Source organism: Pseudomonas sp. MWU12-2319 (assembly GCF_023242525.1).
In the GTDB taxonomy this organism is placed as follows: Bacteria; Pseudomonadota; Gammaproteobacteria; order Pseudomonadales; family Pseudomonadaceae; genus Aquipseudomonas; species Aquipseudomonas gingeri_D.
In genome coordinates this window covers 45,702-66,423 of sequence record NZ_JALJES010000019.1, presented here as the reverse complement: position 1 = coordinate 66,423, position 20,722 = coordinate 45,702, and the positions used below count along the sequence as shown (strand labels likewise).

Genomic DNA, 20,722 nt, shown 5'->3' with positions numbered 1-20,722 from the left:
CGCCCTTATTCAAGACCGCAGAGCTGACGCAAGCGGTCGGTATCCAGATGTTTTTCCACCAGGTCGGCCAGGCGTTCGATGTCGCGTTCGCGCAGGGCGTGATAATCCACCTCCTGCACCTGCGCCAGGCCGGCCCAGCGCAGCAGGGCACTGCACGCCCGGGGCGACTCGAACAAACCGTGCAGGTAAGTCCCGAGCACCTGCCCGTCGGCGCTTTGGGCACCGTCGCAACGACCATCGTCCAGGTGCACGGCCGGCTGCTCCAGCGCCGCACCGACGGTGACCCCGGCATGGATCTCATAACCGCTGACTTCAGCCTCTTCCAACGCCAGACGGCCGTGCACATTGCGCAGTTGTTTTTCCTGCTCGAGCTCGGTGCTCAGGGCCAGCAGGCCGAACCCGGCACTGGAGCCAGGCGCCCCTTCCAACCCGAGGGGATCATGCACCTGCTCACCGAGCATCTGCAGGCCACCGCAGATGCCCAGCACCTTGCCGCCATAACGCAGGTGACGGTTGATCGCCGTGTCCCAGCCCTGCTGGCGCAGATAGGCCAGATCGCTGCGCACGCTCTTGGAGCCGGGCAGGATGATCAGGTCCGAGGCCGCAATGGCCTGGCCGGGACCGATAAATTGCAGGTCGACCTGGGGATGCAGGCGCAACGGATCGAAATCGGTATGGTTGCTGATGCGTGGCAGCACCGGCACCACCACCTTCAGTACCTGGTCGGCCTTGTCGGCCTGACGCTGGTCGAGGCCGTCCTCGGCTTCCAGGTGCAAGTCCAGCACATAGGGCAGCACGCCGATCACCGGCTTGCCGGTACGCTGTTCCAGCCAATCCAGCCCGGGCTGCAACAGCGCGAGATCGCCGCGAAAACGGTTGATGATAAAGCCCTTGACCCGCGCCTGCTCGCTGGGCGACAGCAGTTCGAGGGTGCCCACCAGATGGGCGAACACCCCGCCGCGATTGATATCGGCAATCAGCAACACCGGGCAATCCACCGCCTCGGCGAACCCCATGTTGGCGATATCCCCGGCACGCAGATTGATCTCCGCCGGCGAGCCCGCGCCTTCGACCATCACCACCGGATAGGTGGCGCTCAGACGCTGGTGCGAGGCCAGCACCGCCTGCATGGCGATGGCTTTGTAATCGTGATAGGCCACGGCGTTCATGCTGGTCACGGCGCGGCCATGGATAATCACCTGGGCGCCGGTATCGCTGTTGGGTTTGAGCAACACCGGGTTCATATCGGTGTGGGGCACAAGGCCCGCCGCCTGGGCCTGGACCGCCTGGGCCCGGCCGATCTCGCCGCCGTCGGCGGTCACCGCGCTGTTGAGCGCCATGTTCTGCGGCTTGAATGGCACCACGCGTACGCCCTGGCGAGTCAGCCAACGGCACAGCGCAGTCACCAGGGTACTTTTGCCGGCATCGGAGGTGGTGCCTTGCACCATCAGGGTGGTCATGCCGGCTCCCCGGCAAAGGCCAGCAGCGCCTGCTCCAGGCGCAACCAGTGCGCTTCATCCGCGGGCAGGCCGAAACGCAGGCTGCTGTTCTGGGTGAACAGGCGCAGCAGAATGCCCCGCCGTGCCATGAACTCATACAGCGCCTCGGCCCGCGCCGTCACCAACCACTGGAACAGCGCGCAACCGCCCTGGGGGGCCAGGCCGAAACGCGTCAACAATGCCACCAGGCGATGACTGGCCTGTTCGCTGCGCACACGCTGGCGCTCATGGCCGGCGGTATCGGCGAGGCACACCTGCCCCAGCACCCGGGTCGGCCCGCTGACCGCCCAGGGCCCGACCTGTTCGGCGAGCAACCTGAGCAGTTGGCCTTCGGCGAGGACAAAGCCCAGGCGCACACCGGCCAGACCGAAAAACTTGCCGAACGAGCGCAGGACAATCAACCCGCCCCTATGACTGTGGGCCGCCAGGCTGCGCTGCGGGGTGTTGTCCATAAAGGCTTCGTCCACCACCAGCCAGCCACCGCGCTGGGCCAGGCGCGCATGCCATTCCAGCAACCGCTCCGGGGCCAGGCTCAGGCCGGTGGGATTGTTCGGATTGACCACCACCAGCACATTGAGGCTGTCGAGAAAAAAATCGACTTCGTGTTCCAGCACTTCGCGCACGATGTAGCCGTTGCGTCGCCAGGCTTCGGCGTGCTCGGCGTAACAAGGCGACAGCACACCGACCTTGCCCGCACGACGCAGGCGCGGCAGCAACTGGATCGCCGCCTGGGAGCCGGGCACCGGCAACACCTGGGGCGCGCCGTAGTAGGTGCAGGCGGCCTGTTCCAGGCCGTCATCGGTTTCCGGCAGGCGCGCCCAGGCACGCTCGGGGATCGGTGGGATCGGCCAGGGCCAGGGCGCCAGGCCACTGGACAGGTCCAGCCAATCGGACTCGGCAATGCCGTAGTGTTCCACCGCCTTGCGCAGGCGTCCGCCGTGCTCAAGCATAGATCTCAGCTCCCAGACAGAGAATCAGCAACCACAACCACACACCCCGTTGCACCAACTGCCAGCCGCGGTCGATGGAGTCGGCGGTGGCCGGCTCCCCTTCGCCCAACTGCGGACGCTGGTGCAATTCACCGTGATAAATCGCCGCCCCGCCCAACTCGACCCCCAGCGCGCCGGCGCCCGCCGCCATCACCGGCCCGGCATTCGGGCTGTCCCAGGTCGGTCCCTGGCGGCGCCAGCATTGCAGCGCCAGTCCGGTTTTACCAAGCAAGGCGTAGGTCAGAGCCACCAAGCGTGCAGGAATATAGTTCAAGACATCGTCGATCCGCGCCGCCGCCCAGCCAAAACGCTCGAAGCGCTCGTTGCGGTAGCCCCACATGGCATCGAGGGTATTGCTCAGGCGATAGAGCACCACGCCAGGCGCACCGGCCACGACAAACCAGAACAACGCGGCGAACACCGCATCGCTGCCGTTTTCCAGGACCGATTCGGTGGCCGCGCGGGCCACTTCAGTGTGATCGAGTTCCGTAGTCTGGCGGCTGACCAGATAACTCACCCGCTGGCGGGCGCGATCCAGGTCGTCGCTGCGCAACGCCTGGGCCACGGGGATCACATGCTCGCCGAGGCTGCGCAGACCGAGGGCGCAATAGAGCGCGAGGATTTCGACGAGCCAGCCGATATAAGGCGCCCACGACAAGGCCGTGGCCAAGAGGGTCAGCGGCAGCACCGCGAGCACCCAGGCGGTGACCCCGTGACTGCGCCAGCCACGTCCGCCGGAGTTGAAACGTTGTTCGATACGGTCCGCCAGACGGCCGAACGCCACCAGCGGATGCCAGCGTTTGGGTTCGCCCAGCAGCGCATCCAGCGCAACCCCGGCGACACTCAACAACGCCACACTCATTGACTCACTCCCCAATAATTCTCATACAACAATTCACTCAAGGGACGCGGCTGCGCCCAACCTTCCAATACCAGCATCGGTGCCGGATAAAATGCCTGGACCGGGCCCAGGCACAGCACCGCCAGCGGCTTGGCCCCCGCCGGCAGACCGAGCAGTTGCGCCAAGGCCAACGGCTCGAACAGCGAGACCCAGCCCATGCCCAGGCCTTCGGCGCGGGACGCCAGCCAGAGATTCTGGATGGCACAGGACAAGGACGCCATGTCCATTTCCGGCAAGGTCCGCCGACCGAAGATATGGCGCTCGCGATCGTCCATCAGCGCGGCGACCAGCACCTCGGCACAGTCGTTGATGCCCTCGACCTTCAACTTCATGAATTCATCGGAACGCTCACCGAGGGCCTCGGCGGTGCGGATCCGTTCTTCTTCCACCAACTGCTGGATCTGGCCGCGCAATGCGCGGTCGGTAATACGAATAAAGCGCCAGGGCTGCATCAGCCCGACACTGGGCGCCTGATGCGCCGCTTCCAGCAGGCGCGAGAGCAATTCGGGCGCCACGCTGCCACCGGTAAAGTGGCGCATATCGCGGCGTTCACCGATGACACGGTAGACCGCCGCGCGTTCTTCAGGGTTAAAAGCGTTGTCGGTCATGGCCTCCGCGCGGGTAAGTCCGCGCGCTCCGAGAGTGCGCCGGCCTTGGCAGAGTGGGTATCCGGTGCCAACAGCGCGGCAATCGCCCGCGGGTTGGACGGAAAATAAAAATGCACATAAGAGGCGGTCATCCGCCCCTGGCGATACACCGCCTCGGCGCCGCGCCCGCCATTGGGGCTCAGGCCCCGGGCAATCGGCTCGAGCACCGTGGTGGTCAACGAATGATGATAGGTGTGACCGCGCAACAGCCCTTCCGGCAACTCCACCGCCTGCAAGGCCAGGGCCGCGAGACGCTTCTGCATCGTCGCCTCACCTGCTAGCAATCCGAGCAGTTCGGCGCGTTGTCCTTCGACATCGGTCAGCGCATCGAGCAGATAGAGCATCCCGCCACACTCGGCGAGCAAGGGCTTTCCGGCCTGGTGGTGGGCACGGATCGCCGCCAGCATCGGGGCATTCTGCGCCAGGGCCAGGTGATGCAGCTCCGGATAACCACCGGGCAGGTAAAGGCTGTCCGCCTCGGGCAAGACCTGATCGTGGATCGGCGAGAAAAACCGCAACTCGGCGCCCATGGCCCGCAGCAGGTCCAGGTTGGCGCCATAGATGAAGGCAAAGGCCTCGTCGTGGGCGACGGCGATGCGCACACCGGCCAGCAGCGGCTCGGCGGCTAGCGGATCGGGCGCCTCGAAGGCCACCGGCGGCGGCAATGCGACCTCGCAACTGCCAGCCAGGGCCTCGGCGGCCGCGTCCAGGCGCCTGTCCAGGTCATTCAATTCACTGGCCTGCACCAGGCCGAGATGGCGGCTCGGCAGCTCGATCCCGGTTTCCCGGGAGAGCGCGCCGTACCAGCGCAGGCCTTCGGTCAGGCTGCCTTCGAGCAACTGCGCGTGACGCAGGGTGCCGACGCGATTGGCCAGCACCCCGGCGAACGGCAGGTCCGGCTGGTAACGCGCCAGCCCCAGGGCCAGGGCGCCGAAGGTCTGGGCCATGGCCGTACCGTCGATGACTCCGAGCACCGGCACACCGAAATGTCGGGCCAGATCGGCGCTCGACGGCGTGCCGTCGAACAGCCCCATGACACCCTCGATCAGGATCAGGTCGGCCTCGCCCGCCGCTTCCCAGAGCAGCCGGCGGCTTTCCTCGGCGCCGACCATCCACAAATCCAGCTGATAGACCGGCGCACCGCTGGCGCGCTCATGAATCATCGGGTCGAGAAAATCCGGGCCGCACTTGAACACCCGGACCTTGCGCCCCTGATTGCGGTGCAGGCGCGCCAGGGCCGCCGTCACCGTGGTCTTGCCCTGGCCGGAAGCCGGCGCGGCGATCAGCACCGCCGGGCAATGACGCGTTTGCCTCATAGTTCGATGCCCTTCTGGGCCTTGATCCCGGCCTGGAACGCATGCTTGAGCAGGCCCATTTCGGTCACGGTGTCGGCCAGCTCGATCATTTCCGGCTTGGCGCCGCGGCCGGTGACCAGCACGTGCTGCATCGGCGGACGGGCTTGCAGGTCGGTCAACACCTGGTCGAGGTCCAGATAACCGTGCTTGAGGGCGATATTCAGCTCATCGAGCACCACCAGGCCGATGCTCGGATCACGGAGCATTTCCTGGGAGACTGTCCAGGCGGCTTCGGCGGCGGCGATATCGCGCTGGCGATCCTGGGTCTCCCAGGTAAAGCCCTCGCCCATCACATGGAAGCGCACCTGCTCGGGGAAGCGCCGGAAGAACAGCTCTTCGCCGGTGCTGTTGCGTCCCTTGATAAATTGCACCACGCCGCACTGCATGCCATGGCCCATGGCCCGGGCGAGCATGCCGAAGGCCGAGCTGCTCTTGCCCTTGCCGTTGCCGGTCAGTACCAGCAGCAGGCCGCATTCGTTCGGGGCACTGGCGATACGCTCGTCGATAACGGCCTTTTTGCGCAGCATGCGCGCCAGGTGACGTTCGTCGCGATCGGGGGATTCGTTCATGGCAGCTCTCCGTTGGGGCTGGATAAGGCAAACGGGGGGCAGGAAAAAACGCGGCCGGGGCCGTCCAGCATCGCCCGCCGTGACGCTGTGGGATGGATCAGGCCGGTCTCCGGGCTCATGAGCTGCGTATTCGCGGGACCGCGCGCCTTCCCATGTCGCAGGACACAGTGGCTCAAGGCGCGGTCTTGACTCATTTACCGTTGCGGGGGCAGCGCCGGAATCGCGCCTGTCGAAGGGCTCACCGGCTTCCCTGTTTCACCCTGTCGGCGGTTCGCCACAGAGCACCTGAAACAATCGGCGAAGGTTAGAGGGTTGGGGGTGGAGCGTCAAATAAAGCCGGTGTCAGAAAAGCAAACGCCCCGGGCCAGGCGGGGCGTTTGTAGACAATTTGGGAGGAAGCCTTTTGCCAAAGTCGGTAGTTGGAGCCAATGTCAGGAGCGAGCCCCCGCGAGCACACCAGCAGGCTCGAGTTCCTTGCCACGGTTCAAACCGACCTTGAGAAAACGACGCTGATTTTCAGAAAAACCCACAGCAGCCAACGACATGGCTTCAGTGGTGAATTTGGCAATCATGGCCGCTTTCGCAGCGTTTTTAGTCGTTTTCATAGACACCTCTGTGTCTTGACAATTAAAGAGATCTTAATGACCCGCTACAGAAATCACAAGGCGACCGTCATCGCCAAAATCAAACCCCAACTCCTTGTACAAGGCGATAGCTCCCTTTGCCGGGTCTTGCGCCTCAATTTCCTTGCATTTGAGCATGCGAGCATAGAAATCAACGGCAGACAGGGACAAGGATGCAACCAGACCTTTCAGAGGATGCGTTTTGTCGCCCCGCCCCTCCAAGAGAATGATTTTTATACAAATCCTACTCTTCCTTGGCGTCGCATAGCATAAACCGCACAACTCAGGACCGAACCACAATGCCAGGTCAAACCCTTTCAGATCGGTCCGTTTCCACTTTCTCACTTCTTCCCATGGATAGAGAGTTGCACGCGCGCCCCAATGCTCCGTCGCCGCTATCGCGCAGTGATCGATCGGCTCAAACCGAACCTGACGGGTGTCGATACCGGCAGCGATGCACTCAGGGTCACTGGCGAACATCTGATAAGCAAGACGCCTCGCCTGGAATCGAAAAACCTCGTACTTGAGGCTATTGAACTTGGGGACTCTACTCATTTCGCTTGGACTTAAAGCGCATAACGCAATAGATAACGACTCCCAAAGACTACAGATAGATTTCTTTATCTGCATAGCTGATGTGTCACTGGGTGCGACAGCCAGCTCAAAGCCGAGCGCTCCTCCAAACCCCGACCAAGATCAAAAAACCGGCGCCAGAATTTGTGCTACGTTGACCAAGGTGATATCAAATAGCCACAACCCGACCAACAATAAATAAAGGGTAGTCCCATGCAAGGCCTGATCATCAACAATCCGAAACTGGAATTCCTGCGTCCCGCCCTGGAACGCTGGCCTGAATGCATTGATCGCTACAATCAACTCCTCGGTGACGGTCAGGCGCCCTACTGGTTCAATGAACGGGCCAACCTGGGGTTGCTGTCGGTAGCCGCCTGGGCCGCGGAAATGGTCAGCCTGGAGCATTTTCCGACCAAGAAGCAGATCGAAGACGGTGACCGCAGCGGACGCTGCGACCTGCAGATATCCACCGCGCAGGAGTCGGTCTATATCCAGGCCACGCAACGCTGGCCCAAGGTCAACAACCTGAACCCTATGCCGGCCCTGCTGGATGTGGCGAGCGATGCGAAAAAGATCAGCCACCCCCATCACCTGAAACTCGGCTGCCTGTTCGTCTCGCCGTTCAAACCGCAGCAGAGCCCCAGCCCGGAAGACCTGCAAGATATGGTCGACGACCTGCAAAAAGCCAACAGCTGCGCCGTGGCCTGGTACTTTCCCTACGCCTATCGCAAATTGCACAACGAAGCCGGCCAGTATCACCCCGGCATCGCCCTGCTGTTCAAGGAGGCCTGAACAGGCCCCCTAACGCTTACGGCACAAAGTCAAACCATCGCCCAACGGCAGCAACGACAGATCCACCCGCGCGTCATCCTTCAAGGCCCGGTTCAGCGCCTGGATGGCCCGGGTGTCGGCGCTTTGCGTATTCACTTCCAGCACCCGACCGCTCCACAGCGTGTTGTCGAAAATCGCCAGGCCGCCCGCGCGCAACAAGCGCAAGGCACTTTCCAGGTACGCCGGGTAATTGGCCTTGTCGGCATCGATGAACATCAGGTCGAACTGCCCGCCCTGCCCCTGCTGCTCCAACTGCGCCAGGGTCTCCAGCGCCGGCGCCAGGCGCAACTCGATACGTTCGGCCAGGCCCGCCTCCCGCCAGTAGCGCAGCGCAGTGGCGTTGTAGTCCCCGGGGATGTCGCAACACAGCAGGCTACCGCCCTCCGGCAAGGCCGAGGCCATGCACAAGGCGCTGTAGCCGGTGAAGGTGCCGACTTCGAGCAATCGTCGGGCGCCGGTCAGCTTGACCAGCAGCGCGAGGAACTGGCCCTGCTCAGGCGCCACCTGCCAGCGCGCCATGGGCAGCGCCTGGGTTTCGTCGCGCAGTCGCTTGAGCAACGGCGTTTCGCGCAGGGAAACGTCCAGCAGATAACCGTAGAGGGCATCGTCCAGCTTGAGGGTGCGAGCGGTCATGACAACCTCGCGGTAACTCGGTGATTAAGGGTTGCTCGCCAGGTGCCCGGCCGGCAACACACGTTTGGCGTTCAGGTAGGCGTGTTGCCAATAGGCCTTGGACAGGCTGTCCAGTTTCACCGTGCCGCCAGTGGCCGGCGCATGGACGAAACGGCCTTCACCGACATAGATGCCGGCATGGCTGACCTGGGAGCCGCCATTGGTGGCGAAGAAGATCAGGTCGCCGGTCTGCAAGGCGTTCTGCGGCACGCTCGGCGCCCGCATCACAATCATCTCGCGGGTCGAACGCGGCAGGTTGATGCCCGCCATATCGCGATACACGTAGGCAATCAGGCCACTGCAATCAAAACCCGAGTCCGGTGTGTTGCCCCCCCAACGATAGGGCGTGCCGACCAGGCCCAAGGCGCGGAACAGCACGTCTTCTGCTTCTGGCGAGGAGGGTTGCGGGGAGGCGAACACCACGGGACGAGCCACCGGCGCTGGCGGCGGCGGCGCATGGCCGGCACAGGCACCGAGCAATGCGGTGAAGGCAATCAAGGCAATACGGGCCGTGGTCGACATGTGCAGAAATCCTGACTGAATGCGGCTTTCTCTGCCGTGGCGTAGAGAAATCAAAACCGCGCAAGCAGGGCTCGCGCGGTCAGATACTCAACAATATGTCAGGATTCTAGCGGCTATACGCCAAACTTCAAGTATCACTTTAACTTCGGACGTTTTTTGTACAGCTTGCCTGGCATTGGAACCTGGCTTTTAGCCATCAACCAGGCCGATGGCGCTGAAAACGTCCAAGTGATTACCGGTTGCTGGCGGTGACCGTAGTGGGAGCCATCGCCAGGGCGCGCTTGGCTTCGATAAAGGTCTTGCTCCAATAGCTGTCGCCCAGGCTGTCGATCCGCACACCACCGCTACGGCGGCTGCTGGAGTGGATGAACTGGTCATCCCCCAGGTAGATCCCGGCGTGGCTGACACGACCGCGACGACCATTGGTGGCGAAGAACAGCAGGTCACCCGGCTTGAGCTTGTTGCGTGCAACCAGCGGCGCCTTCACGTTGATCATCTCACGGGTGGAGCGCGGCAGGTCGAGCCCGGCTTCCTCACGGAACAGATAACCGATGAAGCCGCTGCAGTCAAAGCCGGAGCTCTCGTTGGTGCCGCCAAAACGGTAACGGGTACCGATCAGGGACATGCCACGTTCGAGAATGCTGTCAGCAAGGACAGGCAACCGGTAAGGCTTGCCGTCGGCGAACTCGGCGAGTTCTTTTTCCGTGGCCAGCTCATCGTCCAGTACGGCCGAGGATTTGACGCCAGAAACCGAGGCGGTTTTGACCGAATTATCGACCTGTTGTTGCGAAACCGGCGTATGCGCCGCGCAACCGAACAACAGGGTAACAAGTGCGAGAGGCACGAGGGGTGCGAAGCGATTTAGCATGGGCACGACCGTGGCTGATTTGTAAGGAAACGCGACTATGCCCTCTATCACCCTCATTTGCAAATTTTATGGGACAGGATGTGACTCGGTCGTTTCTTGAAAACATCTAAGGACTTAATACCCAAACGGATCCCACACGCCCGAAAGAAAGCTTCCGGCGTGGGTTTTGTGACGTCTGGAATTTGGCGAAAACGCGCTGAAAGCCCCGGTTTTACCAGCCCAGGGTCTCTTTTAGAAAGGGTATGGTGAGCTTGCGCTGGGCCTGCAACGAGGCCTGATCGAGCCGTTCGAGCAATTCGAACAGGGCGCTCATGCTGCGAGTACCACGGGTCAGGATGAAATGTCCTACCTCGTCGGTCAAATGCAGGCCGCGTCTTGAAGCACGCAGTTGCAAAGCCCGCAGCTTGTCTTCATCCGAGAGGGGGCGCATCTGGAAAATCAGCGCCAGGGTCAGGCGCGATTTCAGGTCGGCCAGCTTGACCGGCAGTTCACGGGGCGAAGTCGAGGCGGCAATCAGCAGGCGTCGCCCGCTGTCACGCAGACGGTTGAACAGGTGAAACAGCGCCTCTTCCCAATCCGCGCGCCCGGCGACCACTTGCAGGTCGTCCAGGCACACCAACTCGTACTGCTCGAGGTTGTCGAGCAACTCGACCCCACGGTCCATCAACTCCGCCAACGGCAGGTACACCGCCGGCTCCCCCATCTGCTCGAAGCGCAGGCACGCTGCCTGCAACAGGTGGGTACGCCCCACGCCGTCCTTGCCCCAGAGGTAGATCAGGCTTTCGGTCCACCCGGCGTCGGCTTCGCATAGCCGCTCGACATAGCCGAGTGCAGCGGCATTGGCGCCTGGGTAGTAGTTGATGAAGGTGGCGTCATCACGCAGACGCACACCTAGGGGCAGCTGAATCGGTTTCATGCTGACTGAACGGTTACCGGGAACCGTTAGTGGCCTCTGTGTAAAGTCTGCAAAGTTTATACCCGTGAGGCTGGGTGCACAATGCAACAGACCACAAGCAAAATCAAAGGTTTGCGTGCGCTCTTCAGAGATCGGGGTCTTCCCGGCCGCCGTACATGTCCGAACTTTTGTACAGATCGTGCATATGCCGCACCAGCACCATGATCACCGCGGCCACCGGCAGGGCCAGTAATATGCCCGTGAAACCGAACAGTTCACCCCCGGCCAGGATCGCGAAGATCACCGCCACCGGGTGCAGGCCGATGCGGTCGCCGACCAGCAGCGGCGTCAGCACCATCCCCTCCAGGGCCTGGCCGATCATGAACACCGCGAGGATGCCGATCATCGGGTACAGGTCACCGCCAAACTGGAACAGGCCGGCGATCATCGCCGCGCTGATGCCGATCACAAAGCCCATATAAGGCACGATGGCCGCCAGCCCGGCCAGCAGGCCGATCAACAGGCCCAATTCCAGGCCGACCAGCATCAGGCCACCGGCATAGATCCCCCCCAACGCCAGCATCACCAGCAACTGGCCGCGCATGAACGCCCCCAGCACGTCATGACACTCGCCCGCCAGGGAGACAATCTGCGCCTCGCGGTCACGGGGCAGCAGGCTGCGGATCTTGGCCGTCATCAGGTCCCAGTCCCGCAGCAAGTAGAAACTCACCACAGGCACCAGCAACAGGTTCGCCGCGAAGCCGATCAGTGCCAGGCTGGAAGCTGTCGCCTGGGACAGCACCACGCCGACGATGTCGCCGGTCTGGCCCATATGCTCACTGATGGCTGCCTTGACCTTGTCGAACTTCCAGAAACCGTCGGCCAGGCCGAACTTGTGCTGGGCCCAGGGCAGAGCGGTGTGCTGCAGCCAGTCGAGCATCTGCGGCGCCAGTTCATAGAGGCGGAAGAACTGCTTGGCCAGCATCGGTACCAGCACCAGCAGCAAGGTCATCAACACCAGGATAAACAGCGCGAACACCGAGACCACGCCCCAGGTCCGGGACATCCCGAGTTTTTCCAGGCGGTCGACCAGCGGGTCGAACATATAGGCCAGCAGCAGGCTCACCAGGAACGGCGAGAGTATCGGGTGCAACAGGTACACGAACACGCACAGCAGGATCGCCGCGCCCAACCAGAACCATCGACGTGTGTCGGTCATGGACGACCTCTGCCTTATATATAGAAAGAAATTCAATAGAACCGAAAACCTACCAACGGAAACGCAACTGCGCCGCCGCAGGTACAGGTGCAACAGGTGCCGCGGCCGGGGCGCCTGGGGAGACTGGCGTCGCGTTGGCCGTCACCGCCGGCAAGGCTTCGCCCGCCGGGATCTCCTGCAACTTCGCCAGCCCCAGTTGCGCGCGCAGCTGTTCGGCACTGCCGTTGACCTGATAGATGATCCGGTCGCCGTCCACGCTTTGTGGCCGACCGCCAAAGGGTTCGAGCAAATGTTCCAGGGCCGCGTAACGCTCCAGGGTCATGCCCTGCACTTCCAGCCGTTGTTCAGTCGCCACCCCGGGCTTGGCCGCAAAACGCGGCGCCAGGCGTTCGCTCACCGCCAACAGCACCGCATCCGCCAACGCGGCGCTGTCGGCGCCCTGGGCCGTGCCCTGCTCTTTCTGGTCGCCCAGCCACAAGCGCCATTTGGCCTGCCACTGCCCGCCCTCTTCATGGGCATGCACCGCCAGCAGCGCATCGGCGCCGTAGCGCTCGGACACGTCGTGCAACGGCGAGGCATCGCTGCCTTCGAGGTTCTTCGCCGTGGCGACGATCTGTTCGTTCAGGTCGGCCAACGGCAGACGCAGTGGCAGGCCACGGTGTTGCGCCGCCCGACGCAACGGCTCGGCGGCCGATTGACCGTCACCGACCAGGTTGGAGCCCTCGGTCGAATCGTTCAGCCACCAACCGAGAATCGCCGGTCGGTTACTGCCCCACAGCGCCAGCCCGGCACCGCGCAAGGCTCGGTCGGTACTCACCGGGTCGAAATCCACCTGCAGGCTTTCCGGCGGCCCGGCGTCGTAACCGTACTGGCTGATGATTTGCTGCGGGTCCTTGCGCACTTCGGCCAAGCCGGGGTTCTGCAGCGCCTTGGGATCGCCAGTCAGGCGCAATACCAGGGTTTCCAGGGCACGCTGGGTGGCCTGGTTGCGTTCATCCGGGGTCTGGCTGCCGACCGGTTCCCGTACCTGGTACAAGCCATTCAGGGTTTGCGCGTGGATCACCAGGCTCAACAGGGAAAGACAGCCGGCACTCAATAATTTGATCAGACGCATGAAAAATTCCCGACGGACAGAAAGCGGCAGGTAAAGACCGCGTGAATACAAGGCGACAGGTTTAGGACCACGGTGCAGTGCCATTATTCACACAATCGCTGAAAAGTTTTTCCCCGTCATAAAGATCGCGGGTCAAGGGCTATACCTTATACAGCCACGTCAATTGCGGCCAGCACGAGCGTACAGGGATTTTTTTAACACGATATGACCCTGCCGTCGGCCCGAGGATGGCCGCTGCTGCCCAAGCCTGATAAAATCGCGCGCCTTCGCAGACCGGCGAGCATCCGGCCTCCCAGGAAACCCGAACCCGTTCGTGTTCCCCATGAGACCCAACCGCTGCCGGTCGATACCCCCTGAATCCCCCCTAAAGGCCTGGATCATGAGCAAGCAACCCTCCCTGAGCTACAAGGACGCCGGTGTAGACATCGACGCCGGTGAAGCATTGGTCGAACGCATCAAGAGCGTGGCCAAGCGCACTGCGCGCCCGGAAGTCATGGGCGGCCTGGGCGGTTTCGGCGCCCTCTGCGAGATCCCGGCCGGTTACAAGCAGCCGGTCCTGGTCTCCGGCACCGACGGCGTCGGCACCAAGCTGCGCCTGGCACTGAACCTGAACAAGCATGACAGCATCGGTATCGACCTGGTGGCCATGTGCGTGAACGACCTGGTGGTCTGCGGGGCCGAACCGCTGTTCTTCCTCGACTACTACGCCACCGGCAAGCTCAATGTCGACACCGCCGCCCAGGTGGTTACCGGCATCGGCGCCGGCTGTGAACTGGCCGGCTGCTCCCTGGTAGGCGGCGAAACCGCTGAAATGCCGGGCATGTACGAAGGCGAAGACTACGACCTGGCCGGTTTCTGCGTCGGCGTGGTGGAAAAGGCCGAGATCATCGACGGCTCGAAAGTCGCCGCCGGCGATGCCCTGATCGCCCTGCCGTCTTCCGGCCCGCACTCCAACGGCTACTCGCTGATCCGCAAGATCATCGAAGTGTCGGGTGCCGACATCGAAACCATCCAGCTCGACGGCAAGCCGCTGACCGACCTGCTGATGGCGCCGACCCGTATCTACGTCAAGCCCTTGCTCAAGCTGATCAAGGACACCGGCGCGGTCAAGGCCATGGCCCACATCACCGGCGGCGGCCTGCTCGACAACATCCCGCGCGTCCTGCCAAAAGGCGCCCAGGCCGTGGTCGACGTGGCCAGCTGGCAGCGTCCGGCGGTCTTCGACTGGCTGCAGGAAAAAGGTAACGTCAACGAAACCGAAATGCACCGCGTGCTGAACTGCGGTGTCGGCATGGTCATCTGCGTCGCCCAGGAACACGTCGAAGCAGCACTGAACGTCCTGCGCGAAGCCGGCGAACAGCCATGGGTCATCGGCCAGATCGCCACTGCCGCTGAAGGCGCTGCCCAGGTCGAGCTGAAGAACCTCAAGGCTCACTGATGTCCGAGCCGATGACCTCGACCTGTAACGTCGTGGTGTTGCTGTCCGGTACCGGCAGCAACTTGCAGGCCCTGATCGACGACGTGCGGACCGGCGAAAATCCGGCCCGCATCGCCGCGGTGATCTCCAACCGCGCCGACGCCTATGGCCTGCAACGCGCCCGGGACGCGGGGATCGAAACCCGCGCCCTGGACCACAAGGCCTTCGACGGCCGCGAAGCCTTCGACGCGGCCTTGATCGAACTGATCGACGCCTTCAATCCGCAACTGGTGGTCCTGGCCGGCTTCATGCGCATTCTCAGCGCTGATTTCGTCCGCCACTACCAGGGACGCCTGCTGAATATCCACCCCTCTCTCCTGCCCAAGTACAAAGGCCTGCACACCCATCAGCGCGCGCTGGAAGCCGGTGATCGGGAGCATGGCTGCAGCGTGCACTTCGTCACCGAGGAACTCGATGGCGGGCCTCTGGTCGTACAGGCTGTGGTTACGGTAGAGTCTGACGATACCGCGCAGAGTCTGGCGCAACGGGTCCACACCCAGGAACACAGGATTTATCCGCTGGCGGTACGCTGGTTTGCCGAGGGGCGTTTGGTCCTGGGCGAACAGGGTGCATTGTTGGACGGTCAATTACTCGCGGCCAGCGGCCAAATGATTCGAACCTAGGAGATTTTATGCGTCGTGCCCTGCTCTTCGCCCTTACCCTGCTCGCCTTGCCGGCAGTGCAAGCAGCGGATCTTCAACCTTTCTCCGCCAGCTATACCGCCGACTGGAAACAACTGCCCATGAGCGGTTCGGCCGAGCGCAGCCTGTCGAAAAACGATAACGGCACCTGGACCTTGAGCTTCAAGGCTTCCATGATGATCGCCAGCCTGACCGAGGAAAGCACCATCCGCCTCGACAAGGACACCCTGTTGCCACAGAGCTACAACTTCGAACGTGGCGGCCTGGGCAAGGCGAAGAAGATCAACCTGGACTTCGACTGGGCGTCAAAGATGGTCACCGGCACCGATCGCGGTGATCCGGTCAAGGTGCCTCTGAACAGCGGCATGCTCGACAAGTCGACTTATCAGTTGGCCCTGCAACGTGATGTCGCGGCCGGCAAGAAAAGCATGAGCTACCAAGTGGTCGAAGGTACCGACACCGACACCTACGACTTCCGGGTGCTGGGCGCGGAAAAAGTCAGCACCAAGGCCGGCTCGGTCGATGCGATCAAGGTCGAGCGCGTGCGCGACCCGACGCAGAACAAGCGCACCACCGTGATGTGGTTCGCCAAGGACTGGGATTACCTGCTGGTCCGCCTGCAACAGGTGGAAACCGACGGCAAGGAGTACAACATCATGCTCCAGGAAGGCACCGTGGCCGGCAAAGAGGTCAAGGGCAGCTGATTCTGGCCGCATAAGGAGCCCCGCGAATGCGGGGCTTTTTTATGCCTGCTCGCTGCTGCATGCAAACGGATGTTGCAAGGCTCAAGGGCCTCTTCGCGGCGGTGCAGCGTCCCGACAAGCCCTGCTCCTACAGTCTCTTGTCGCATATAAAATCAGTGAACGACACAAGACTGTAGGAGCAGGGCTTGCCCGCGAAAGCTATCTCACATTCACCGCCACCCTCTTGCATAACCACGTTTGCAAGCGTCTGGGACGCTGTTTTGCAGCGTAGCCAAGATGAAACTTTTGTCAGAAAACTTTCGCTCGAAAAGCGCAAACCCAAGCAATCCGGGCCTTCGGCCATTATTGCGTTTCTCGCAAGAATAAATTCCGTCCGTTACCGATTTACGTAGGAGGCTAATGAATCATATAACAGAGGCCTGCGACGCGTTGCCGCAGTTCAACAGAGACTGGAGCTTGCAGATGACCGTAAAAGTAACCGAACGCGATGATGCACACATGTCCCATGAAGGCGTTGCCCACGGCATTCGAATCTGGGATGTACACCAGCAGGACCTCCTGGTAGGCATGTTTCACAACGAGACCGACGCTCATAATTATAAGAACGAGCTGGAAACCCTCGAGAAGAAACGCGAGATGCAGGCGTCCTGAACGCCTGGCAGTGACAGACTTGTAAAACGACAAACCCCGCTGCCTGGCGGGGTTTGTCGTTTCCAGCCGTCTCCTTTCAGCAGGACTGGCGGGTTACCACATCAGATCGTCAGGGATCTGGTAGGCCGCGTACGGATCATCCTCGTCCGGCACCTGGGCTTCGCTCAGGATGTTGAGCTGGACGATACATTCAGGCGCCCGCTCCTGGATCTTCAGCGCCGCTTCACGGGGGATCACCTCATAACCGCCACCGTGATGGACGATCGCCAGGGAGCCATTGCTCAGCTTGTTGCGCATCAAGGTGTTGACCGACAGGCGCTTGACCTTCTTGTCGTCGACGAAGTTGTAGTAGTCCTCGGTGGTCAGCTTGGGCAGGCGCGAGGTTTCGATCAATTGCTTGACCTGGGCCGCGCGGGCCTTGGCCTCGACCTTTTCCTGCTGCTGGCGGTTCAGCTCCTGGTCGCGCTTGACCTTCTCGGCCTGCGCTTCCTGGGCCAGGCGCGACTGGGTGTCGTCAGCCTCGATCTGGCCCTTGTGGACCAGGCGCTGCTGCTTCTGTTTCTCTTTGCCGACCTGTTTGGCCTGCTTCTGGTTGACCAGTCCTGCTTTGAGCAACTGGTCGCGAAGGGAAAGACTCATGGTGCTTACTCACTTGGGCAACGGCTCAGCCGCAGCTGGGCCTATTCTTTTCCTGACGTTTGGCTTCGCCCCACAAGGCGTCCAACTCTTCGAGGGTGCAATCTTCCATGGGACGGTGGGTGTCGCGCAATGCCTGTTCGATAAAACGGAAACGTCTGTCGAATTTGCCATTGGCGCCCCGCAAGGCATTTTCCGGGTCGACCTTGAGGTGCCGGGCCAGGTTGACCACCGCAAACAGCAGGTCGCCGACTTCATCGGTGATCGCCGCCGGGTCGTTGTCGGCCATGGCTTCGAGCACTTCGTCGAGCTCTTCGCGAATCTTGCCCACCACCGGCAAGGCGTCCGACCAGTCGAAACCGACCGTGGCTGCGCGCTTCTGCAACTTCGCCGCCCGGGACAAGGCCGGCAAGGCGGCCGGTACGTCGTCGAGCAGGGAAAGCTGTTCGGGCGCGCGGTGGTTCTCCGCACGCTCCTGGGCCTTGATCTCGTCCCAGCGCAACTTGACCTGCTCCTCGCTCAAGCGCGGCAGGTCCACGGGTGCGTAGAGATCGCCGGTGGGAAAGACGTGGGGGTGACGACGGATCAGCTTGCGGGTGATGCTGTCGACCACGCCGTCGAATTCGAAGCGTCCCTCTTCCCGCGCCAGCTGGCTGTAATAGACCACCTGGAACAACAAGTCGCCCAGTTCTCCCTGCAGGTGCTCGAAGTCGCTGCGCTCGATGGCGTCGGCGACTTCGTAAGCCTCCTCCAGGGTGTAGGGGACAATCGTCGCGTAGGTCTGCTTGATGTCCCAGGGGCAGCCGTATTGCGGGTCGCGCAGACGGGCCATGAGGTGGAGCAGGTCTTGAAGGCTGTACATCGGTGATCTCATTCGGTTTTGTCACTACCCGGAACACACCGCGAACCTTGTAGGAGCGGCCGGTCGACGCTCGATTGCCCGCGAAGCTTTTGGCGCCCTCAAGGACGCCTTCGCGGGCAAGCCCTGCTCCTACAGTTTTACGGCGTATTCAAGGCCGCGGATGATCAAGGGGTGCGATTGCGCCGGGTTTCGATAATGTTCGGCAACTGGGAAATCCGCCCCAGCAACCGCCCCAATGCATCCAACCCCGGGATCTCGATGGTCAGGGACATCAACGCGGTGTTGTCCTCCTTGTTCGAGCGGGTGTTGACCGCCAGCACGTTGATCCGCTCGTTGAGCAGCACCTGGGACACGTCGCGCAGCAAGCCGGAACGGTCGTAGGCACGGATGATGATATCCACCGGATACGTCAGCACCGGCACCGGGCCCCAGCTGACCTGGATGATCCGCTCCGGCTCGCGCCCAGCGAGTTGCAGCACCGCGGCACAGTCCTGGCGGTGAATGCTCACGCCACGGCCCTGGGTGATATAGCCGACGATGGCATCCCCCGGCAGCGGTTGGCAGCAGCCGGCCATCTGGGTCATCAGGTTGCCGACGCCCTGGATCTGGATATCGCCACGCTTGCCCGGCTTGTAGCCGGTGGCCTTGCGCGGAATCAGTTCCAGCTGTTCGTTGCCGCGCTCCGGCTCCACCAGTTGCTGGGCGGCATTGACCAGTTGCGCCAGGCGAAGATCACCCGCGCCGAGGGCGGCGAACATGTCCTCGGCGGTTTTCATGTTGGCCTTGTCGGCCAGCTTGTCGAAATCCACCTGTGGCAGGCCAAGGCGTGCCAACTCGCGTTCGAGCAGGGTCTTGCCGGCCGCGACGTTCTGGTCGCGGGCCTGCAACTTGAACCAGTGGACGATCTTCGCCCGTGCCCGGGACGTGGTGATGTAGCCCAGGTTCGGGTTCAGCCAGTCACGGCTCGGCGTACCGTGCTTGCTGGTGATGATCTCCACCTGCTCGCCGGTCTGCAGGCTGTAGTTGAGCGGCACGATCCGCCCGTTGATCTTCGCGCCCCGGCAGTTGTGGCCGATCTCGGTGTGCACCCGGTAGGCGAAGTCCAGCGGTGTCGCGCCCTTGGGCAGGTCGATGGCATGGCCGTCAGGGGTGAAGATATAGACCCGGTCCGGCTCGATATCGACCCGCAACTGCTCGGCCAATCCACCGATATCCCCCAGCTCTTCGTGCCACTCGAGCACCTGACGCAGCCAGGAAATTTTCTCTTCGTAGTGATTGGAGCCGGATTTGACGTCGGTGCCTTTGTACTTCCAGTGCGCGCAGACCCCCAGCTCAGCCTCTTCGTGCATGGCGTGGGTGCGGATCTGCACTTCCAGGACCTTGCCTTCCGGACCGATCACCGCCGTGTGCAACGAGCGGTAGCCGTTCTCTTTCGGGTTGGCGATGTAGTCGTCGAACTCTTTCGGAATATGCCGCCACAGGGTGTGGACGATGCCGAGCGCGGTGTAGCAGTCGCGCATTTCCGGCACCAGCACACGGACCGCGCGCACGTCATAGATCTGGCTGAATTCCAGGCCCTTGCGCTGCATTTTGCGCCAGATCGAATAGATGTGCTTGGCCCGGCCGCTGATATCGGCCTTGACCCCGGTGGCCAGCAATTCGTTTTCCAGCTGGTTCATCACCTCGCTGATAAAACGCTCACGGTCCAGCCGCCGTTCGTGCAGCAACTTGGCGATCTGTTTGTACTGGTCGGGCTCCAGGTAACGGAACGACAGGTCTTCCAGTTCCCACTTGATATGGCCGATGCCCAGGCGGTGGGCCAGGGGCGCGTAGATATCGAAGACTTCGCGGGCGACACGGTTGCGCTTCTCGTCGTCGGCGGTCTTCACCGCACGGATCGCGCAGGTGCGCTCGGCCAGCTTGATCAAGGCCACGCGGACATCGTCGACCATGGCGACCAGCATCTTGCGCAGGTTTTCCACCTGGGTCTGGCTGCCCAGTACCTGGGACTGGCGTGGACTGAGGCTGGCACTGATGGCGGCCATGCGCAGCACGCCGTCGATCAGCTTGGCCACCACCGGGCCGAATTTCTGGCTGACCGCGGTCAGGGGAATCTGCCCCTCGCGCACGCAGCGATACAGCACCGCCGCCACCAGCGAATCCTGGTCCAGCTTGAGGTCGGCGAGGATCTCGGCGATCTCCAGGCCAGTGCTGAAACTGGAACCGCCTTCGGGCCAGAGGTTCTGCGCCGCGTTGGTCTGTTGTTCGGCAAGCCGTGCGTATTCGCAGGCTTGTTTCAAGGCCTCACGGTCCAGCGCCAGATCGACGCTCACCGTATGATCGAGCCATGCCTCGAGATTGATACTGCCGTCGGTGTTGATCGGCTGGTGTGCTCTCACCTGTACCATCTTGCTTACCTTCCCTACGACGCAGATTCTATGCGTCAAAATCGCTGACCTGTTGTAGCCCCCGCA

22 protein-coding genes and 1 riboswitch are annotated in these 20,722 nt (G+C 62.3%); of the genes, 5 read left to right on the top strand and 17 right to left on the bottom strand.

Annotated features, from left to right (window positions below):
• Positions 1 to 5 precede the first annotated feature (5 nt).
• The 8 genes from M5C01_RS26445 to M5C01_RS26410 all read right to left on the bottom strand — a co-directional run bounded on the left by M5C01_RS26445 (position 6) and on the right by M5C01_RS26410 (position 7,063).
• Positions 6 to 1,460 (bottom strand): cobyric acid synthase, encoded by a 1,455-nt coding sequence (locus M5C01_RS26445; RefSeq protein WP_152741501.1) that lies wholly within the window; start codon positions 1,458 to 1,460, stop codon positions 6 to 8.
• Positions 1,457 to 2,449 (bottom strand): threonine-phosphate decarboxylase CobD, encoded by a 993-nt coding sequence (gene cobD / locus M5C01_RS26440; protein ID WP_152741502.1) that lies wholly within the window; start codon positions 2,447 to 2,449, stop codon positions 1,457 to 1,459. The genes M5C01_RS26445 and cobD overlap by 4 nt, the downstream gene beginning before the upstream one ends.
• A complete protein-coding gene (cbiB, locus tag M5C01_RS26435; protein WP_103498994.1) occupies positions 2,442 to 3,350 on the bottom strand; it encodes an adenosylcobinamide-phosphate synthase CbiB in 909 nt (302 codons plus the stop codon). Before cbiB ends, cobD begins: the two co-directional genes overlap by 8 nt.
• Entirely contained in the window at positions 3,347 to 3,997 is a 651-nt protein-coding gene (gene bluB / locus M5C01_RS26430) for a 5,6-dimethylbenzimidazole synthase (protein WP_152741503.1), read from the bottom strand. The genes cbiB and bluB overlap by 4 nt, the downstream gene beginning before the upstream one ends.
• Positions 3,994 to 5,352 carry a cobyrinate a,c-diamide synthase gene (locus tag M5C01_RS26425; protein ID WP_152741504.1) on the bottom strand — a complete coding sequence of 453 codons (1,359 nt, stop codon included), beginning with the start codon at positions 5,350 to 5,352 and terminating at the stop codon, positions 3,994 to 3,996. Before M5C01_RS26425 ends, bluB begins: the two co-directional genes overlap by 4 nt.
• Complete coding sequence (cobO, locus tag M5C01_RS26420) at positions 5,349 to 5,960, bottom strand: cob(I)yrinic acid a,c-diamide adenosyltransferase (protein ID WP_103498991.1); 612 nt, start codon at positions 5,958 to 5,960, stop codon at positions 5,349 to 5,351. Before cobO ends, M5C01_RS26425 begins: the two co-directional genes overlap by 4 nt.
• Before the next feature lie 82 nt (positions 5,961 to 6,042).
• A riboswitch (cobalamin riboswitch) is annotated at positions 6,043 to 6,264 on the bottom strand.
• Positions 6,265 to 6,391: 127 nt separating this feature from the next.
• Complete coding sequence (locus M5C01_RS26415; RefSeq protein ID WP_178129974.1) at positions 6,392 to 6,565, bottom strand: hypothetical protein; 174 nt, start codon at positions 6,563 to 6,565, stop codon at positions 6,392 to 6,394.
• A 33-nt stretch (positions 6,566 to 6,598) separates the two neighbouring features.
• Entirely contained in the window at positions 6,599 to 7,063 is a 465-nt protein-coding gene (locus tag M5C01_RS26410; protein ID WP_248764414.1) for an N-acetyltransferase, read from the bottom strand.
• A 306-nt stretch (positions 7,064 to 7,369) separates the two neighbouring features.
• Here M5C01_RS26410 and M5C01_RS26405 point away from each other — a divergent pair, with 306 nt between their 5' ends.
• Positions 7,370 to 7,948, top strand: coding sequence for a hypothetical protein (locus M5C01_RS26405; RefSeq protein ID WP_103498989.1), 579 nt, complete (start codon positions 7,370 to 7,372; stop codon positions 7,946 to 7,948).
• A 9-nt stretch (positions 7,949 to 7,957) separates the two neighbouring features.
• On the opposite strand, the gene M5C01_RS26400 is transcribed toward M5C01_RS26405, so the two are convergent.
• The 6 genes from M5C01_RS26400 to M5C01_RS26375 all read right to left on the bottom strand — a co-directional run bounded on the left by M5C01_RS26400 (position 7,958) and on the right by M5C01_RS26375 (position 13,277).
• Positions 7,958 to 8,620 carry a class I SAM-dependent methyltransferase gene (locus M5C01_RS26400; protein WP_152741506.1) on the bottom strand — a complete coding sequence of 221 codons (663 nt, stop codon included), beginning with the start codon at positions 8,618 to 8,620 and terminating at the stop codon, positions 7,958 to 7,960.
• A gap of 24 nt (positions 8,621 to 8,644) precedes the next feature.
• Positions 8,645 to 9,181 (bottom strand): C40 family peptidase, encoded by a 537-nt coding sequence (locus M5C01_RS26395; RefSeq protein WP_103498987.1) that lies wholly within the window; start codon positions 9,179 to 9,181, stop codon positions 8,645 to 8,647.
• A 232-nt stretch (positions 9,182 to 9,413) separates the two neighbouring features.
• Complete coding sequence (locus tag M5C01_RS26390) at positions 9,414 to 10,049, bottom strand: NlpC/P60 family protein (RefSeq protein ID WP_103498986.1); 636 nt, start codon at positions 10,047 to 10,049, stop codon at positions 9,414 to 9,416.
• Between the two features lie 211 nt (positions 10,050 to 10,260).
• Complete coding sequence (hda, locus tag M5C01_RS26385; RefSeq protein ID WP_100940947.1) at positions 10,261 to 10,965, bottom strand: DnaA regulatory inactivator Hda; 705 nt, start codon at positions 10,963 to 10,965, stop codon at positions 10,261 to 10,263.
• Positions 10,966 to 11,089: 124 nt separating this feature from the next.
• On the bottom strand, positions 11,090 to 12,163 hold the full coding sequence (locus M5C01_RS26380; RefSeq protein ID WP_152741507.1) for an AI-2E family transporter: 1,074 nt from the start codon (positions 12,161 to 12,163) through the stop codon (positions 11,090 to 11,092).
• Positions 12,164 to 12,212: 49 nt separating this feature from the next.
• Complete coding sequence (locus M5C01_RS26375) at positions 12,213 to 13,277, bottom strand: DUF2066 domain-containing protein (protein ID WP_152741508.1); 1,065 nt, start codon at positions 13,275 to 13,277, stop codon at positions 12,213 to 12,215.
• 379 nt (positions 13,278 to 13,656) lie between these two features.
• Between M5C01_RS26375 and purM the strand changes: the two genes are divergently transcribed.
• The 4 genes from purM to M5C01_RS26355 all read left to right on the top strand — a co-directional run bounded on the left by purM (position 13,657) and on the right by M5C01_RS26355 (position 16,750).
• Positions 13,657 to 14,715: a phosphoribosylformylglycinamidine cyclo-ligase gene (gene purM, locus M5C01_RS26370; protein ID WP_100940951.1), complete on the top strand. Its 1,059-nt coding sequence runs from the start codon at positions 13,657 to 13,659 to the stop codon at positions 14,713 to 14,715.
• Positions 14,716 to 14,726: 11 nt separating this feature from the next.
• The gene (gene purN, locus M5C01_RS26365; protein WP_152741534.1) at positions 14,727 to 15,377 is read left to right on the top strand and encodes a phosphoribosylglycinamide formyltransferase; all 651 of its coding nucleotides are present in this window, start codon (positions 14,727 to 14,729) and stop codon (positions 15,375 to 15,377) included.
• 8 nt (positions 15,378 to 15,385) lie between these two features.
• Entirely contained in the window at positions 15,386 to 16,099 is a 714-nt protein-coding gene (locus M5C01_RS26360) for a DUF3108 domain-containing protein (RefSeq protein ID WP_152741509.1), read from the top strand.
• Positions 16,100 to 16,561: 462 nt separating this feature from the next.
• Positions 16,562 to 16,750, top strand: a complete 189-nt coding sequence (locus tag M5C01_RS26355; RefSeq protein WP_100940982.1) for a hypothetical protein — start codon at positions 16,562 to 16,564, stop codon at positions 16,748 to 16,750.
• A gap of 93 nt (positions 16,751 to 16,843) precedes the next feature.
• Here M5C01_RS26355 and M5C01_RS26350 read toward each other — a convergent pair whose 3' ends face one another.
• From M5C01_RS26350 to relA, 3 genes are all read right to left on the bottom strand, one after another.
• Positions 16,844 to 17,389: a DUF2058 domain-containing protein gene (locus M5C01_RS26350; protein ID WP_152741510.1), complete on the bottom strand. Its 546-nt coding sequence runs from the start codon at positions 17,387 to 17,389 to the stop codon at positions 16,844 to 16,846.
• A gap of 25 nt (positions 17,390 to 17,414) precedes the next feature.
• Positions 17,415 to 18,248 carry a nucleoside triphosphate pyrophosphohydrolase gene (mazG, locus tag M5C01_RS26345; RefSeq protein ID WP_152741511.1) on the bottom strand — a complete coding sequence of 278 codons (834 nt, stop codon included), beginning with the start codon at positions 18,246 to 18,248 and terminating at the stop codon, positions 17,415 to 17,417.
• Between the two features lie 164 nt (positions 18,249 to 18,412).
• On the bottom strand, positions 18,413 to 20,656 hold the full coding sequence (gene relA / locus M5C01_RS26340) for a GTP diphosphokinase (protein ID WP_103497273.1): 2,244 nt from the start codon (positions 20,654 to 20,656) through the stop codon (positions 18,413 to 18,415).
• Positions 20,657 to 20,722: the final 66 nt, after the last annotated feature.

What these genes read in the sequence shown, in the direction of transcription:
- relA (WP_103497273.1), bottom strand. Translation starts at nt 20,656, where the DNA reads ATGGTACAGGTGAGAGCACACCAGCCGATCAACACCGACGGCAGTATC.
- M5C01_RS26425 (WP_152741504.1), bottom strand. Translation starts at nt 5,352, where the DNA reads ATGAGGCAAACGCGTCATTGCCCGGCGGTGCTGATCGCCGCGCCGGCT.
- bluB (WP_152741503.1), bottom strand. Translation starts at nt 3,997, where the DNA reads ATGACCGACAACGCTTTTAACCCTGAAGAACGCGCGGCGGTCTACCGT.
- M5C01_RS26395 (WP_103498987.1), bottom strand. Translation starts at nt 9,181, where the DNA reads ATGTCGACCACGGCCCGTATTGCCTTGATTGCCTTCACCGCATTGCTC.
- cobO (WP_103498991.1), bottom strand. Translation starts at nt 5,960, where the DNA reads ATGAACGAATCCCCCGATCGCGACGAACGTCACCTGGCGCGCATGCTG.
- M5C01_RS26405 (WP_103498989.1), top strand. Translation starts at nt 7,370, where the DNA reads ATGCAAGGCCTGATCATCAACAATCCGAAACTGGAATTCCTGCGTCCC.
- M5C01_RS26380 (WP_152741507.1), bottom strand. Translation starts at nt 12,163, where the DNA reads ATGACCGACACACGTCGATGGTTCTGGTTGGGCGCGGCGATCCTGCTG.
- M5C01_RS26415 (WP_178129974.1), bottom strand. Translation starts at nt 6,565, where the DNA reads ATGAAAACGACTAAAAACGCTGCGAAAGCGGCCATGATTGCCAAATTC.
- M5C01_RS26360 (WP_152741509.1), top strand. Translation starts at nt 15,386, where the DNA reads ATGCGTCGTGCCCTGCTCTTCGCCCTTACCCTGCTCGCCTTGCCGGCA.
- cbiB (WP_103498994.1), bottom strand. Translation starts at nt 3,350, where the DNA reads ATGAGTGTGGCGTTGTTGAGTGTCGCCGGGGTTGCGCTGGATGCGCTG.
- M5C01_RS26445 (WP_152741501.1), bottom strand. Translation starts at nt 1,460, where the DNA reads ATGACCACCCTGATGGTGCAAGGCACCACCTCCGATGCCGGCAAAAGT.
- M5C01_RS26355 (WP_100940982.1), top strand. Translation starts at nt 16,562, where the DNA reads ATGACCGTAAAAGTAACCGAACGCGATGATGCACACATGTCCCATGAA.
- purM (WP_100940951.1), top strand. Translation starts at nt 13,657, where the DNA reads ATGAGCAAGCAACCCTCCCTGAGCTACAAGGACGCCGGTGTAGACATC.
- M5C01_RS26375 (WP_152741508.1), bottom strand. Translation starts at nt 13,277, where the DNA reads ATGCGTCTGATCAAATTATTGAGTGCCGGCTGTCTTTCCCTGTTGAGC.
- M5C01_RS26350 (WP_152741510.1), bottom strand. Translation starts at nt 17,389, where the DNA reads ATGAGTCTTTCCCTTCGCGACCAGTTGCTCAAAGCAGGACTGGTCAAC.
- M5C01_RS26390 (WP_103498986.1), bottom strand. Translation starts at nt 10,049, where the DNA reads ATGCTAAATCGCTTCGCACCCCTCGTGCCTCTCGCACTTGTTACCCTG.
- mazG (WP_152741511.1), bottom strand. Translation starts at nt 18,248, where the DNA reads ATGTACAGCCTTCAAGACCTGCTCCACCTCATGGCCCGTCTGCGCGAC.
- M5C01_RS26400 (WP_152741506.1), bottom strand. Translation starts at nt 8,620, where the DNA reads ATGACCGCTCGCACCCTCAAGCTGGACGATGCCCTCTACGGTTATCTG.
- hda (WP_100940947.1), bottom strand. Translation starts at nt 10,965, where the DNA reads ATGAAACCGATTCAGCTGCCCCTAGGTGTGCGTCTGCGTGATGACGCC.
- cobD (WP_152741502.1), bottom strand. Translation starts at nt 2,449, where the DNA reads ATGCTTGAGCACGGCGGACGCCTGCGCAAGGCGGTGGAACACTACGGC.
- purN (WP_152741534.1), top strand. Translation starts at nt 14,727, where the DNA reads ATGACCTCGACCTGTAACGTCGTGGTGTTGCTGTCCGGTACCGGCAGC.
- M5C01_RS26410 (WP_248764414.1), bottom strand. Translation starts at nt 7,063, where the DNA reads ATGTTCGCCAGTGACCCTGAGTGCATCGCTGCCGGTATCGACACCCGT.